This window comes from Burkholderia sp. 567 (assembly GCF_040545115.1).
Classification (GTDB): domain Bacteria; phylum Pseudomonadota; class Gammaproteobacteria; order Burkholderiales; family Burkholderiaceae; genus Burkholderia; species Burkholderia ambifaria.
Genome location: NZ_JBEPLG010000001.1, coordinates 739,115 through 753,706, shown reverse-complemented (window position 1 = coordinate 753,706; position 14,592 = coordinate 739,115). Strand labels below are relative to the sequence as shown.

The following is a 14,592-nucleotide window of genomic DNA, read 5'->3' as shown; positions in this document are numbered from 1 at the left end:
GCACGGACCGCTGCGTTGCGACCGCGACCGCGTTACTTCTTCTTGCTCTTGCTGGCAGCAGCCTTGGCCGGTGCCGCTTTCGCGGGAGCCGCCTTCGCCGCGCGGGCCGCCGGCTTCGCGGCGGCGTGCTTCGCGCCACGCGACTTGCCGCCGACGGACAGGCTCGCGCGCTCGATATGCGCGCCGGCCGCCGACGTCGCGATCCGCTCCGGACCTGGTTCCGCCGGCACCGCACGGCCAACCGGCACGTGCAGCACGAGCGCCTGGCCCGGCATCACCATATCGCGGTGCGTGCGGTTCCATGCCTTCAGCTGGCCGACCGACACGCCGTAGCGGCCGGCGAGTGCGGCCATCGACTGCTTGCGGCGCACGCGGATCAGCATCTTGCGCGTGTCGGGCACGTCGGGCTCCATCGCGAGCACGCCATTTTCGGCGACGTCCGCGCTGATGTCCTCGTCGTCGTCATCGCCGCGCGGCACGACGATCGTCGAACCCGGCTTCAGGCGCATGCCGGCCGGAATCTTGTTGATCGACATCAGCGTATCGGCGTCGACACCGATCTTCTCGGCGATCGCGGCCGGACGCGCGCGCTCGCTGACCGTGTAGGTGGTCCACGACGACAGCTGGCCGTTGTGCGCCTTCAGGTTCTTCTCGAACGCCGCTGCATTGTCGAACGGCAGCAGGATCTGCGGCTCGGTCGCGCCGAGGATCACCGGCTTCGCGAACGACGGGTTCAGCGAGCGGAATTCGTCGAGCGACAGGTTCGCGAGCTTCGCGGCCACCGCCACGTCGATGTCGCGCGACGTCGTGACCGTCACGAAGTACGGGTGGTTCGGGATGTCCGGCAGCACGAGGCCGTACTGCTGCGGGCTCGCGATGATGTTCTTCACCGCCTGCAGCTTCGGCACGTAGTTGCGCGTCTCGTTCGGCATCCGCAGGCTCTGGTAGTCGGTCGGCAGGCCGGCCGCCTGGTTGCGCGCGATCGCGCGCTGCACGTTGCCCTCGCCCCAGTTGTAGGCGGCCAGCGCCAGATACCAGTCGCCGAACATGTCATGCAGGCGCGACAGGTAGTCGAGCGCGGCGCTCGTCGACGCGAGCACGTCGCGACGCTCGTCCTGCCACATGTTGCGCTTCAGGTTGTACGTGCGGCCCGTGCCCGGCATGAACTGCCACATGCCGGCCGCCTTCGCGACCGACAGCGCCTGCGGGTTGTACGCGGATTCGATGAACGGCAGCAGCGCGAGCTCGGTCGGCATGTGGCGCGCCTCGAGTTCCTCGACGATGTGATACAGGTACTTCTGCGAGCGCTCGGTCATGCGCTGCACGTAATCGGGACGCTGCGTGTACCACGTCGTCTGCATGTCGACGAGGTCGCTCTGCAGGTCGGGCATCTGGAAGCCGCGACGGATGCGGCCCCAGAGATCGGAGTCCGCACTGGTCAGGTCGCCGACGGATTGCTTGTCGACGTCGACAGTTTCTTTGGCGGTGGCTGATTTACGGAGGTAGTTGGACGTCGCCTGCGAATCGGCGGCGTTGTTGGCGACAGGAGCCTGGCTCGCACAAGCGGCGAGTAGCAGGACCACCATCGCACTCAATATAAGTCGCATGAAAATCTCGGCTTCCGACGGCTGGAAATTGCAGGCGATACTACGGAAGTGCGTGCTTCACGTCAATAAAAACACCGAAAACTCAGCGAAATCCTACATTTGGAGCAATTTTTACAGGCGCCACCTGAGGTTTGGAGTCCTCCGGAATGCGTCATCGGAAACGATTTTTCCACTCGCGCATCAGCGTGAATGCCGCCAGACGATCCGGCACCCTTTCGTGCAGCTCCGCCTCGAGCGTCGCATGGATCGCCGCGCTGTCCGCGCGCATGAACGGGTTGACCGCACGTTCGTGCGCGATGGTGGTGGGCAGCGTCGGCACGCCGCGCGCGCGCAGCGCCTGCGCGTCGTCGCGCCACGCGGCGAGCGCCGCATTGCCCGGTTCGCACGCGAGCGCGAAGCGGATGTTCGACAGTGTGTATTCGTGTGCGCAATGCACGCGCGTGTCGCCGGGCAGCGCCGCGAGCGCGTCGAGCGATGCGAGCATCTGCGCGGGCGTGCCTTCGAACAGGCGGCCGCAGCCGCACGAGAACAGCGTGTCGCCGCAGAACACGTGCGGCGTGGCCGCGCCTTGACCGGCCTTGCCTGCGCCGGCCGCGCCTACGCCGGCCGCGCCTATGCCGGCCGCGCCTATGCCGGCCGCGCCTACGCCGGCCGCCTGGAAATACGCGATGTGGCCGCGCGTGTGACCGGGCACGTCGAGCACGTCGAACGCGAGCGCCGGTGCGTCGAGCGTCACGCGATCGCCGCCCGCGAGCGGCCGCGTGACCACGCCGATCGCCTCGGCTGCGGGGCCGTAAACCACGAGCGGCGCATCGTCCGGTTGGCTATCTCGCAGTGCGGCGACACCGCCGACATGGTCGGCGTGGTGGTGCGTGAGTAAAATAGCGGTCAACCGCCAGCCGCGTTCCGCAAGAACACGGCGTACCGGCGCGGCTTCACCCGGATCGACGGCGATCGCATCGCGGCCGTCCGACACGAGCCAGATGTAGTTGTCTTCGAATGCCGGCACCGGCACGTATTCCAGCTCGTTCATGGGCGCGCAATCAACGTTATGTCCGATCCACAAATTATAGACTGGCCCGCCTGGACCGACTCGCCGCCCGGCCGCTACGTGCTGGGCTGGGAGCAGGCGCAGCTCGACCGGATCGTGTCCGACGTGTTCGGGTTTCACGCGCTCCAGCTCGGCCTGCCGCAGCTCGACGCGCTGCGCGAGAACCGCATGCCGTATCGCGGCCTCGTGCTCGATCCGGCGAGCGGCGCGAGCGCGCCCTACCAGTATCCATGGGCGCGCGAGGCGCGCGGGCCCGAACATGCGCCGGCCGATCGCAGCACGACGTGGTGCGACCTGCTCGACCTGCCGTTCGAGTCGCAGAGCGTCGACCTGATCGTGATGCCGCACACGCTCGAATTCACGTCCGACCCTCACCGGCTGCTGCGCGAGGCCGAACGCGTGCTGATGCCGGAAGGCCAGCTCGTGATCACCGGGTTCAATTCGCTGAGCCTGTGGGGCATGCGGCAATCGTTCGGGCGCATGGCGAATCGCCCGTTCGTGCCGGCCGCGCGCGATCAGATCGCGTTCATCCGGCTCAAGGACTGGATCAAGCTGCTCGGCTTCGATCTCGAGCGCGGCCGCTTCGGCTGCTACCGGCCACCGCTCGTCACCGACAAATGGCTTGCCCGCTACGGCTTCATGGAAGCCGCCGGCGACCGCTGGTGGCCGATCTTCGGCGCGGTCTACATGGTCACGGCCGTCAAGCGCGTGCGCGGCATGCGCCTCGTCGGCCAGATCAAGATGAAAAAGCCGGTGCTCGCGCCGGGCCTCACGCCGGCGGCCACCCCGACCACCCATCAAGAACACTCATGACCACCGACACCATCGACATTTATACCGACGGCGCCTGCAAGGGCAACCCCGGCCCCGGCGGCTGGGGCGCCCTGCTGCGCTACGGCGACCGCGAAAAAGAGCTGTTCGGCGGCGAGCCCAACACGACCAACAACCGCATGGAACTGATGGGCGTGATCGGCGCGCTCGAAGCGCTCAAGCGGCCGTGCCGCGTGATCGTCCATACCGACTCGCAGTACGTGCAGAAAGGCATCAGCGAGTGGATCCACGGCTGGAAGAAAAAAGGCTGGGTCACCGCGGCGAAAACGCCGGTGAAGAACGCCGACCTGTGGAAGCGGCTCGACGCGCTCGTCGTACAACACGAGATCGAGTGGCGCTGGGTGAAGGGCCACGCCGGCCATCCCGAAAACGAACGTGCGGACGCGCTCGCGAATCGCGGCGTCGAATCGCTCGTGGCCTGAATTCAGGCCACCCTATTGTCTTTCCCGATTTATCCGACATGCGCCAGATCATTCTCGATACCGAAACCACCGGCCTGAACCCCCGCACGGGCGACCGCCTGATCGAAATCGGCTGCGTCGAGCTGCTGAACCGGCGGCTCACCGGCAACAACCTGCACATCTACGTGAACCCCGAGCGCGACAGCGATCCGGGCGCACTGGCCGTGCACGGCCTCACCACCGAGTTCCTGAGCGACAAGCCGAAGTTCGCGGAAGTCGTCGACCAGATTCGCGACTTCGTGAAAGGCGCCGAGCTGATCATCCACAACGCGCCGTTCGACCTCGGGTTTCTCGACGCCGAATTCGCGCGGCTCGACCTACCGCCGTTCACCGAGCATTGCGGCGGCGTGATCGACACGCTCGTGCAGGCCAAGCAGATGTTCCCGGGCAAGCGCAACTCGCTCGACGCGCTGTGCGACCGGTTCGGCATCAGCAACGCGCATCGCACGCTGCACGGCGCACTGCTCGACTCGGAGCTGCTCGCCGAGGTGTATCTCGCGATGACGCGCGGCCAGGACAGCCTCGTGATCGACATGCTCGATGACGCAGGCGCCGACGGCGGTGCGGCGAACGGCCAGCGCGTATCGCTCGCGTCGCTCGCCCTGCCGGTTCTCGCGGCAAGCGACGACGAGCTTGCCGCCCACCAGACGCAGCTCGACGAACTCGACAAGTCGGTCAAGGGCACGTGCGTGTGGCGCACGTCCGCCGAGGTGGACACCGCCGAAGCCGCCTGACGCGGCGTCCTGCGCGTCCCGAAAGTCTCGCCTGCAGCCGCGCTTATGCGCGCGGCTGCAGCGCGATGACGGCCATCCCGCCGAGCGCGAGCACCGCGCCCGCCGCATCCCAGCGCGTCAGCGCGACGCCGTCGACCACCCGCAGCCAGATCAGCGCCACCGCGATATACACGCCGCCGTACGCCGCGTACGTGCGCCCCGCGGCGCTCGGGTGCAGCGTCAGCAGCCACGCAAACAGCGCGAGCGACAGCGCGGCCGGCACCAGCAGCCACACGGGCCGCCCGCCCTTCAGCACGAGCCACGGCAGGTAGCAGCCGACGATTTCGGCCAGCGCGGTAACGGCGAACAGCGCCGCGATCTTCATCAGTTCGGTCATCCGGTTCCTCGTGAATTCTCCTGTCGCCCGGCGAGCCGCCCGACCCCGCCGCGCGCCGCCGATCATACCGGAGCCGAGCGCGCCGGAACCCCCGCCCCACGGGGGATTCCGGGCAATTTGCACGATCGTCTGTCATCGTGCTATCATGTCGCCTGTTTCAACATTCAATCTCTGTCTATTCGATTTCGAGAGAAGTCCGTCCGCGCGTTGCGGGCCGGTGCTTCGACCGGAATTGCATCCACAGGAAAGCCCGCCCGACAGGCCCGCTTTTCTCGTTTCGTTGCCCCTCCGGGGCAGTTGCCGGAACACCGGACCCCGTCCGCACCGGCATCCGCCGCTCGCATCACGCGGCCCATTCTTCATGAGCGCACCGTCGCGACGGCCCATCGGGCCCGCGTCGAAGCAATCCCTTACGGCCTCTTGCTGCCCCCTGTGCAGTAAGCGCATAAAGGCTTGCCCCGACGCGCAGCACACGACATCGCGCTCGCCGGCAAACCGTGTCGGACGGCTCGCCCGTTCCGGCGCAGTCAAAGGAGTGCATGACCTTGACCGCAACACACGTCAGCCCGACCGCTGCTTCTTCCTCCGCTTCGTCCGAGGCCCCGCTCGCCGCGGACGACATTACCGTCGTCGACCAGAGCCTGCTCAAGCGCGCCGTCAGCGCGATGGCCATCGGCAATGCGATGGAATGGTTCGACTTCGGCGTCTACAGCTACATCGCCGTCACGCTCGGCAAGGTGTTCTTCCCGTCGAGCAGCCCGTCCGCGCAACTGCTCGCGACCTTCGGCACGTTCGCGGCCGCGTTCCTCGTGCGCCCGCTCGGCGGCATGGTGTTCGGCCCGCTCGGCGATCGCATCGGCCGCCAGCGCGTGCTCGCCGCCACGATGATCATGATGGCCGTCGGCACCTTCGCGATCGGCCTGATCCCAAGTTACGCATCGATCGGCATCATGGCGCCCGTGCTGCTGCTCGTCGCCCGCCTCGTGCAGGGCTTCTCGACCGGCGGCGAATACGGCGGCGCCGCCACCTTCATCGCCGAGTTCTCGACCGACAAGCGCCGCGGCTTCATGGGCAGCTTCCTCGAGTTCGGCACGCTGATCGGCTACGTGATGGGGGCCGGCGTCGTTGCGCTGCTCACCGCGTCGCTGTCGCAGGAAGCGCTGCTGTCGTGGGGCTGGCGCGTGCCGTTCCTGATCGCGGGCCCGCTCGGCCTGATCGGCCTGTACATCCGGATGAAGCTCGAGGAAACGCCGGCGTTCAAGCGCCAGGCCGAAGAGCGCGAAGCGCAGGACAAGGCCGTGCCGAAGACGCGCTTCCGCGAAACGCTGCTGCGCAACTGGCGCGCGCTGCTGCTCTGCGTCGGCCTCGTGCTGATCTTCAACGTGACCGACTACATGGTGCTGTCGTACCTGCCGAGCTTCATGTCGTCGACGCTGCACTTCGACGAATCGCACAGCCTCGTGCTGGTGCTGATCGTGATGGTGCTGATGATGCCGCTGACGCTCGCCGCCGGCCGCCTGTCGGACAAGATCGGCCGCAAGCCCGTGATGCTGGCCGGCTGCGTCGGCCTGCTGGTGCTGTCGATCCCGTCGATGATGCTGATCCATGCGGGCACCACCGCGTCGGTGTTCAGCGGGCTGCTGATCCTCGGCGTGCTGCTGTCGTGCTTCACCGGCGTGATGCCGTCGGCGCTGCCGGCGCTGTTCCCGACCGAGATCCGCTACGGCGCGCTTGCGATCGGCTTCAACGTGTCGGTGTCGCTGTTCGGCGGTACGACGCCGCTCGTCACCGCGTGGCTCGTCGACGTGACTCACAACCTGATGATGCCCGCGTACTACATGATGGGCGCCGCCGTGATCGGCATCGTGTCGGTCGTCGCGCTCGCCGAAACCGCGCGCCAGCCGCTCAAGGGCTCGCCGCCGGCCGTCGCGTCGCATCGTGAAGCCCACCAGCTGGTGCGCCAGCTGCGCGAGGAAGAGGACACGGAGATCTACGGCGTCGTGTCGGCCGCCCGTGCCTGAGCGCCATGAATGAAAAAGCCCCGGCCGAAGCCGGGGCTCGATCGAATCCGATCAGCCCGACCGGCGCTTGCGCCGGCCGGGCTTTTTTGCATCTGTGCGGCGCACGGGCGTTCATGCGTGCGCTTCGCCGTTGCGGGAGAAGATCAGTGCGCGCGAACGCGACATCGCAGCCTGCGCGCCGCGTGCGGCGACAATCAGGCCGACCTGGCCGAGATTGAAATCGCGCTCGACCATCAGCTGCGTCAGCGCGGCAAGCGGCAACACGACGGACGGGTGGTACAGGCTCGATTCGATCAGGGCTCTCATCTTCGGCTCCATCTGGCAATGCGTATTCGATGGAGTGGATTCTAGGGACCGGGTGCATCCGGATAAATGGCACGAATGCGAAGTCACTTGTCAGCGGCCGAGAACAATCGGCCGGGCCTTGCCGGACGGGGACGAGCGGGTCGCGAGGGGCGCTCCGGGGATACTAAAACGGGCGCACGCGCCGTTGTTTTGCGCACACTGTGCTGAACGGTCGGGGAGAAAAACGGGCGCGGCCCGGCAGTCAAGGACGGCCGGGTCGATCCGCGCCGGACGCCGGCCCGGGTCCCGATGCGGCCCCACGCATGCCGGTCCCGCCCCCACCCCGTCGATCCCGCGCCGCCGCGAGCGACGCCGGCTTCAGTCGAGCGGCGTCTCGACGAACGCCGGCAGCAATTCCGCACGCGCCGAATGCGCGGCGAGCGCCGGATAACGGGCCGGATCGATCCGCGCGAGCGCCGGGTAATCGGCGGTCATGAACTGCGTGAAACGCCATGCGACGGCGACGGTCACGTCCGACTGCAGCAGGCGCGCGCCGCCGAGCCAGCCGTTCGCGGCCGCGACGAGCGGCTCAAGTTCGCCGTATGCGGCCTCGAGCTGGCTCAGCACCCGCTCGAGCCACGGTGCGTGCTGCTTGTCGGCCGGCCGCAGCGCCTGCTCGTACACGACCTGCACCGTCTTCTCGGCCGCCGCCAGCGCGAAACCGACCGGCACGAGCGCGCGCAGCCGCGCGTCGGCGGCATCGGGCAGCAGGCGCCGCTCCGGCGCGACGCGATGGTCGAGGTAGTCGACGATCAGCGACGAGTCGATCAGCGTCGTGCCGTCGTCGGTCACGAGCGTCGGCGCCTTCACGACCGGGCTGAACGTCCGGAACCGGTCGAAGTGGCGGAACACCGACACCGACTCGTGTTCGAACGGCAGGTCGAGCAGCCTCGCCGATATGGCGACACGGCGCACGAACGGGGAATCCAGCATGCCGATCAGCTTCATTGCAACGCTCCGCTTGAGGGGAATGGGAGCGACGACTGTAGCAGCGCCGTGCGTCGCCGCCTAGCGCGACGCATGCCCGCTGCATGCTTGATCCACGTCACCCGGTGACGATTTTTTCGACACCCGCTGTGCGGCCGGAGTGACCATAATGCAGATTCACGCCCCTTCCGCGCCAGGTTTGCCATGTGGTACGCCGTCGTCGAGCAGCAGCGGGAATGGATGCGCGCGTGGCGCGAAGCGACGCGTCACGCGTTCGACGTGTGGCCCGCCGAGACGCTGCCGCACGCCGCGTCGTCGTGTTATGACGACCTGTTCGAGCCGCTGCTCGGGCCGGCCGTGGAGCCGCCGCGCTTCGAGATCCGGCGGCCGGCCGTCGACGAGCGGATCGTCGCGCACACGCCGTTCTGCCAGTTGAGGCGCTTCGCGCGCGACGACACCCGACGCACGATGCTGCTGTGCGCGCCGCTCGCCGGTCACGCGGCCGTGGTGATGCGGGAGACCGTCGAGGCGCTCCTCGCGGACGGCGACGTGTGCGTGACCGACTGGGTCAATGCGCGCGACGTGCCGCTCGCGGCCGGCCGCTTCGGGCTCGACGAATACGTGGCGACGCTCGACGGCTTCGTCGACGCGCTCGCCCGCGACGCCCGGCCGCTGCACGTCGTCGCCGTGTGCCAGGCCACCGTGCCCGCGCTCGGCGCGCTCGCGCTGCGCGCCGCGCGCGGCCTCGCGCCGCCCGCGAGCGTCACGCTGATCGGCGGCCCGCTCGACGCGCGCGTCAACCCGAGCTCGCTCGGCACGACCGCCGCGTCGCGCTCGCTCACGTGGTGCCGCCGCCATCTGATCGACATCGTGCCGCCCTGCTTCCCGGGCCGCGGCCGGCATGTGTTCCCGACCTATCTCCAGCAAGGCGAAATCGCGCTGCTGTATCCGCAACGCTTGCTGACGCTGATCGAGGAGTACGCGCGCGCCGCGTCGCGCTTCGACCTGACGGCGCTGGCGGACGCGCGGCGCGCGCTGCGCGAATACACGTCGCTGCTCGACATGCCGGCCGAATACTTCCTCGATACCGTCGATGTCGTGTTCCAGCGAATGTGTTTGCCGAACGGCACGTGGGACGTCGGCGGCCAGCGCGTCGAGCCAGCCGCGCTGCGCGGCGTTTTGCTGCTGACGGTGGAAGGCCGTTGCGACGCCGTCACCGGCGCCGGCCAGACGCATGCGGCGCTCGACATGTGCGGCGGCCTCGCCGCCGGCGAGCGCCATCGTGTCGATATCGACGATTGCGATCACTACGGGCTGTTCACGGGCGACCGGTGGCGCGGCGACGTCCATCCGGCGCTGCAGCGGGCGTTCGCGCAGGCCGAAGCCGCTCGCCCGGCAGCGCGCCGGCGCCGGATCAGACGGACGTGATGTCGTCGTCCTGCGCGCGGGACGCCTCGAGCAGCGCGCGCACCTCGTCGTCCCCGGTCTGGTCGAAACGCGCGTAGAACTGGCTGATCCCGAAGAACAGGTACGGCTGCGACACCGTCACGAACGCGTCGGCCAGACCGTCGAACACGTGCCGCGCGCCGGCCGGCGCGACCGGTGCGGCGGCCACGATGCGCGCGGGATGGCGCTCGCGCAGCGCCTGCAGCGCGACGCGCATCGATGCGCCGGTCGCGACGCCGTCGTCGACGACGATCGCGACGCGGCCGTCGACCGGCAGCGGCGCCCGGCCGCCGCGATACAGCGCATCGCGACGCTCCAGTTCGACGGTTTCGCGCGCGATCACGTCGGCCAGCTGGCCATCGGTCACGCCCATCGCGCGAATCGCCGCGTGTTGCAGGTGGATCACCCCGCCGGTCGCGATCGCGCCGATCGCGAATTCGGGATCGGACGGCATGCCGAGCTTGCGCACGACCAGCACGTCGAGCGGCGCGCGCAGCGCCAGCGCGACCTGGTATGCCACCGGCACGCCGCCGCGCGGCAGCGCGAGCACGACGACGTCGCGACGCCCCGCATAGTCATGCAGCGCGTCCGCAAGCCGGCGACCCGCGTCGGCGCGATCGGCAAAACACTCGGTCACGATCGGCTCCCTGCGTGGCGCCCCATGCGCGATACCCGCGCCGGCGCCTGTCCAACGAGCATGGTTCATCGGACGCGCCGATGCAAGCGGGGTCACACCGGCGTGGAAGGCTGCGGATTGCGGTTTGGGGCTTGCCGCGAAGAAAGGGGCGGTGGAGTTCGCCCAGGCGGGCTCGCCGGTCAGAGGCCGCCGGCCTGCCGGTACAGCCGCCAGAACGACTGCGCGTACGACTGCGCGAGCTCCGGCGCGCGCTGGAACACGTTCACCGTTTCCGCCCGCGCGGCGGCGTCGTCGGACAGCGTCGTCAGCGCGACGCTGTCGTCGACGATCACGAAGCGCGGTGCCGGATCGCCGTGGCGCGAGTCGATCGCGACGTCGATGCCGGCCGATTTCAGATAGCCCGCGCCGCTGTACTTGCCGGCACGCGACGAACGCACCAGCACGACCCGCACTTCGATCCCGCGCGAGCGCGCCGTACGCAGAGCGGCGGCGACCGCGGGCGGCACGTACGCGTAGCCTGCCAGCAGCACGCGGCGCTGCGCTTGGCCGATCAAGTCGACGGTCGCGTCGGCCGCCGCATTGTCATACGAAAAGTACGTGCCGACCGACGCGGCGTCGGACGGAATCGGGCTGGCGTGGGCGCTCGCCGCGCAGCCGAGCGCGGCGAGGAGGAAGGCGGCTGGTCTCATGGCGGGCGCCATTGTAGCGACGCCAATTCGCGTGGCAAGCACCTGCTGAAACGGTGCTGCGCCGGCGCAACACACGCGGCGGAATGGCTATCGAACCGAGCGGTTTACGAGGCGATTTGCCGCGTTGTCGGGGCGCTTGTGGGACGCCGCCCTGCGTGTGGCTGCGTGTGGCTGCGTGTGGCTGCGTGTGGCTGCGTAGTGCATGCGTAGTACCTGCGTAGTGCCTGCGTCGTGCCTGCGTAGTGCCTCCGTGGTGCCTGCGGGGCACTTGCCGACGCTTGCGCGCCGCCGCTCAGCCGGCCGCGACGCGCGCGAGCCAGCTCGCGATACCGTCGACGGAACGGAAATCCGCGACGCTGCGCGCCGGCAGCGCCGGATACGCGCCGCCCGCCATCTCGGCCAGCGCGCGACCGGGGCCGAGTTCGAGAAACGCGGTCGCGCCGGCCTCGACGCACGCGGCGAGGCAAGCCGCCCACTCGACCGGCTCCGCGATCTGCCGCGCGAGCTTGTCGAGCCCCGCGCCGACATCGAGCACCGACGCGCCGTCGATCCCCGAAAACAGTCGCGTCCCGGGCGGCGGCCGGTGCACGTTCACGGCAGCTAGCGACGCGCGAAACGCAGGGACCGCCGCCGCGAGCCGTCGCGTGTGCGACGCGATCCGCACGCACACGGGCGCCACGCGCAGCGCGCCGTCGCGTGCGGCGTCGTCGGCCACCGCGGCGACGTCGGCCTGCCGCCCGGCCACCACGAACGCGTCGCCGGGATTGACGATCGCGATCGCGGCCTCGCGTCCGTCGCATAGCTGCGCGAGTTGCGCGCGGGTCAGCCCGCGCACGAACGCCATCCGTTCATCGCCGCCGCTCGCGGCGTCCATGGCGCGCGCGCGTGCATCGGCAAGATCCAGCGCGTCGTGCGGATCGATCATCCCCGCGACGCTCCACGACGCGACTTCGCCGACGCTGTATCCCGCGACACAGCGAGGCCGCGGCCACACCGTATCGAGCAACGCGGCCGCCGCGAGCGCCTGCAGCGTGCAGAGGAGCTGCGCGGCGCGGTTCTCGTGCAGCGCGTCCGGTTCGGCGTGCTGGACCCAGTCGCGCGGATCGTCGCCGAGGAGCCGGCCGGCGTGCGCGAACAGCGCATCGGCCTGCGGCACCGCGCCGGTCAGCTCGAACATGTCCGCGCGCTGCGCGCCTTGCCCCGAGCACAGGATCGCCAGCGTCATCGCCCCACCTCGTCCGCTTCGAGCGCATCGACGAACACGCTCATCGCCAGCAGGTCGGCCGCGCCGCCCGGGCTCAGCCGACGGGCAACGAATGCGCGGTGCGCGGCCGCCGCGCGCAAGCGCCAGTCGCGGGCGCGTATGCCGCCGCGGGCGACGAACGCGCGTGCCGTGGCCCGCGCGAACTCGAGGCCGGCCTGCCCGCCCCGGTGCAGCAGATTCGTATCGTCGAGCGCGCCGATCAGCGCGAAGCACGCGTCGACACGCGCGGCTTCCGGATCGCCCGGGACACTGCGCCGCGCGCGACGCAGGGCCGGCAACCCGACGCCGTACACGGTCGCGAACCCGTCGGCCGCCTCGCGACGCGCGCCGCCGACGCCGTAACGACGGCTCGCGCGCTCGCCATGACTGTCGGGCAGCCGCGGGCCGCCGAGGATGTCGGTGCCCCAGCGCTGCGCAACGAACGCGCCGAGCGTCATCTCGCGGGCCGCCGTGCCGGGCACGGTGCGGCGGCCGGCAGCCGCGCACAGCAGCCCGAGCCCGAAGATCGCGCCGCGATGCGTGTTGACGCCGCCGGTCGCGGCGAGCATCGCGTGCTCCGCGCGCAGCCCGATCTTGCGCAGCACGGCCATGTCCGCGTCGCGCGCGCCGGCTTCCGCGAGCTCCGCGAAATACGGCCGCAGCACGGCCGCGCTGCGAGCGAACGTCGTGGCATCCATGTCCGCATGGCTGCCGGTGTCGACGTGACTGACGAGCCCCGGTTTCGGATACGTATCGATTTCGAGCACGAGGCTATGCTCGGCCAGTGCGGCGATGCGCTCGGCGTCGGACGGCGCCGTGGCGAGGCGGGCGGCTCCTGCAGTCATCGCGTGCCTCCCGTGAATGCGTCGGCCGACATCAATTCGACGGCGATTGCCGTCTTGACCGCGACTTCAGGCAGCCGCGCATGCAGTTCGCGCCAGTTCACGCCGGCGCCGTCGTCGCGCAGCAGTTCGCCGTCGATGCGCATCGGCGCGCGCGCATCGAGCGCCGCCAGGCCGTCGAGCAACGCGGCGAGCGAGGCGGCGGCCGGCAGCGGAAACACGATGTCGAGATCGGAGGACGCGCTGAGGTAGCGCTCGCCCGTCAGCGCCTGCCAGGCGAGGCTGCCGAACACGCGGCCCGGCACGCCGCAGCGCGCGCCGAGCGCATCCAGCTCGCGCAACGTCGCGTGCCATGCGTCGGGCGCGGCAGCGAGCACGTCGGCCAGCGCAGGCAGCGGGCCGACCGCCGCCACCGCGTCGGCGGCGACGTTCAGCGCGATGCGCCGCTTGCCCGCGGAAGGCGGCAGCGGCAAGCCGAGCGGAATGCGACCCGCGTCGGCCTCGTCGGGCGACGCGCGGCGCACGATCAGCGGCCAGCCGTGCGCGGCCCACGCCTGCACGAGCGGATCGGCCGCCAGCGCGGGATCGCGCGCGCATGCCGCGCGCCACCCGGCCGCCGTCAGCGTGACGAGCGTGTGGCGGCGCAGCGGTGTGTCAGCGTGCGGCACGCGCGAGTGCCTCGACGCGTCGCGCGACGTCGGCCGCGACCGGCCGGCCGCGCGCCGCACGGCCGTCGCCGCGATCGGCCGGCCTGCCGAGCCATTCGCCGACCTGCGCGTCGAGCGCGCGGGCCGGATCGAGCACGGCGTCGACGGCGCCCATCTTCACGAGATTGTCGAGCCCCGGCGCAAACACCGGCGTCGAGCGCGCCATCTCCTTCAGCACGTCGATCGGCAGCTTCGTCACGCGCGACATCGACGGCAGGTCCATCACCTCCGGCTCGGCGCCCGGCACCGCGAGCAGCGTACGCGTCGCGAGCGCGGTCGCGATGAACGCACCCGCGGCCGTATGGCCGTACAGCACCCCGATCGTCCGGTGCCCGGCGAGCTCCGCCTGCATCAGGCATTTCGCGAGATGCGACAGCCCTTCGTTCAGGCCGAGCAATTCGTCGCGCTTGCTCATCCGCTGGCTGTCGCTGTCGACGAGCACGAGAATCGGCGTGTCGCCGCCGCGCTCGATCGTGTCGAGCACGTGCGACGCGAGCGTCAGCGCTTCGTCGATGCCGAACGGTAAGCGGTCGGTCACGCCGATCACGTCGACGCGCGTGTCGGCCAGTTGCGCGTGGCCGGTCAGCAGGCCGCCGCTACGCGTAATCGAATGGCCTTGGGGAAACAGCGAGGTCAGGACTTCATCGAGCGTCATGCTGCCTCCCGCCGGGCCGC

16 protein-coding genes are annotated in these 14,592 nt (G+C 69.9%); 5 read left to right on the top strand and 11 right to left on the bottom strand.

Annotated elements, in window-relative coordinates; genetic code table 11:
• Positions 1-32: 32 nt before the first annotated feature.
• A complete protein-coding gene (locus ABIC50_RS03575; protein ID WP_354161611.1) occupies positions 33-1,607 on the bottom strand; it encodes a transglycosylase SLT domain-containing protein in 1,575 nt (524 codons plus the stop codon).
• A gap of 151 nt (positions 1,608-1,758) precedes the next feature.
• Positions 1,759-2,640: a hydroxyacylglutathione hydrolase gene (gene gloB, locus ABIC50_RS03570; RefSeq protein WP_354161608.1), complete on the bottom strand. Its 882-nt coding sequence runs from the start codon at positions 2,638-2,640 to the stop codon at positions 1,759-1,761.
• An 18-nt stretch (positions 2,641-2,658) separates the two neighbouring features.
• Here gloB and ABIC50_RS03565 point away from each other — a divergent pair, with 18 nt between their 5' ends.
• Genes ABIC50_RS03565 through dnaQ form a run of 3 tightly spaced genes read left to right on the top strand, consistent with a single transcriptional unit; the run spans position 2,659 to position 4,684 of the window.
• On the top strand, positions 2,659-3,471 hold the full coding sequence (locus tag ABIC50_RS03565) for a class I SAM-dependent methyltransferase (RefSeq protein ID WP_006750294.1): 813 nt from the start codon (positions 2,659-2,661) through the stop codon (positions 3,469-3,471).
• Positions 3,468-3,911: a ribonuclease HI gene (gene rnhA, locus ABIC50_RS03560; protein WP_006758689.1), complete on the top strand. Its 444-nt coding sequence runs from the start codon at positions 3,468-3,470 to the stop codon at positions 3,909-3,911. Before ABIC50_RS03565 ends, rnhA begins: the two co-directional genes overlap by 4 nt.
• Before the next feature lie 38 nt (positions 3,912-3,949).
• Positions 3,950-4,684: a DNA polymerase III subunit epsilon gene (dnaQ, locus tag ABIC50_RS03555; protein WP_175655941.1), complete on the top strand. Its 735-nt coding sequence runs from the start codon at positions 3,950-3,952 to the stop codon at positions 4,682-4,684.
• Positions 4,685-4,727: 43 nt separating this feature from the next.
• Here dnaQ and ABIC50_RS03550 read toward each other — a convergent pair whose 3' ends face one another.
• Entirely contained in the window at positions 4,728-5,060 is a 333-nt protein-coding gene (locus tag ABIC50_RS03550) for a YnfA family protein (RefSeq protein WP_011656489.1), read from the bottom strand.
• 539 nt (positions 5,061-5,599) lie between these two features.
• On the opposite strand from ABIC50_RS03550, the gene proP reads away from it, so the two are divergent.
• Positions 5,600-7,081, top strand: a complete 1,482-nt coding sequence (proP, locus tag ABIC50_RS03545; protein WP_138847958.1) for a glycine betaine/L-proline transporter ProP — start codon at positions 5,600-5,602, stop codon at positions 7,079-7,081.
• A gap of 111 nt (positions 7,082-7,192) precedes the next feature.
• Here proP and ABIC50_RS03540 read toward each other — a convergent pair whose 3' ends face one another.
• Together ABIC50_RS03540 and ABIC50_RS03535 are read right to left on the bottom strand one after the other, a co-directional pair.
• Entirely contained in the window at positions 7,193-7,387 is a 195-nt protein-coding gene (locus tag ABIC50_RS03540) for a hypothetical protein (protein ID WP_006750289.1), read from the bottom strand.
• A 357-nt stretch (positions 7,388-7,744) separates the two neighbouring features.
• On the bottom strand, positions 7,745-8,374 hold the full coding sequence (locus tag ABIC50_RS03535; RefSeq protein WP_175661795.1) for a glutathione S-transferase family protein: 630 nt from the start codon (positions 8,372-8,374) through the stop codon (positions 7,745-7,747).
• A 183-nt stretch (positions 8,375-8,557) separates the two neighbouring features.
• Here ABIC50_RS03535 and phaZ point away from each other — a divergent pair, with 183 nt between their 5' ends.
• Positions 8,558-9,781, top strand: a complete 1,224-nt coding sequence (gene phaZ / locus ABIC50_RS03530; RefSeq protein ID WP_354161605.1) for a polyhydroxyalkanoate depolymerase — start codon at positions 8,558-8,560, stop codon at positions 9,779-9,781.
• On the opposite strand, the gene ABIC50_RS03525 is transcribed toward phaZ, so the two are convergent.
• From ABIC50_RS03525 to mdcE, 6 genes are all read right to left on the bottom strand, one after another.
• Positions 9,768-10,436, bottom strand: coding sequence for a phosphoribosyltransferase (locus ABIC50_RS03525; protein WP_354162173.1), 669 nt, complete (start codon positions 10,434-10,436; stop codon positions 9,768-9,770). The genes phaZ and ABIC50_RS03525 overlap by 14 nt on opposite strands.
• 179 nt (positions 10,437-10,615) lie before the next feature.
• Positions 10,616-11,137, bottom strand: a complete 522-nt coding sequence (locus ABIC50_RS03520; protein ID WP_012363539.1) for a phospholipase D-like domain-containing protein — start codon at positions 11,135-11,137, stop codon at positions 10,616-10,618.
• A 280-nt stretch (positions 11,138-11,417) separates the two neighbouring features.
• Positions 11,418-12,350, bottom strand: coding sequence for a malonate decarboxylase subunit epsilon (gene mdcH / locus ABIC50_RS03515; RefSeq protein ID WP_354161602.1), 933 nt, complete (start codon positions 12,348-12,350; stop codon positions 11,418-11,420).
• Positions 12,347-13,213, bottom strand: coding sequence for a triphosphoribosyl-dephospho-CoA synthase MdcB (gene mdcB / locus ABIC50_RS03510; RefSeq protein ID WP_354161599.1), 867 nt, complete (start codon positions 13,211-13,213; stop codon positions 12,347-12,349). Before mdcB ends, mdcH begins: the two co-directional genes overlap by 4 nt.
• Positions 13,210-13,878, bottom strand: coding sequence for a malonate decarboxylase holo-[acyl-carrier-protein] synthase (gene mdcG / locus ABIC50_RS03505; protein ID WP_354161596.1), 669 nt, complete (start codon positions 13,876-13,878; stop codon positions 13,210-13,212). Before mdcG ends, mdcB begins: the two co-directional genes overlap by 4 nt.
• Entirely contained in the window at positions 13,865-14,572 is a 708-nt protein-coding gene (mdcE, locus tag ABIC50_RS03500) for a biotin-independent malonate decarboxylase subunit gamma (RefSeq protein WP_354161593.1), read from the bottom strand. The genes mdcG and mdcE overlap by 14 nt, the downstream gene beginning before the upstream one ends.
• Between the last annotated feature and the right edge of the window lie 20 nt (positions 14,573-14,592).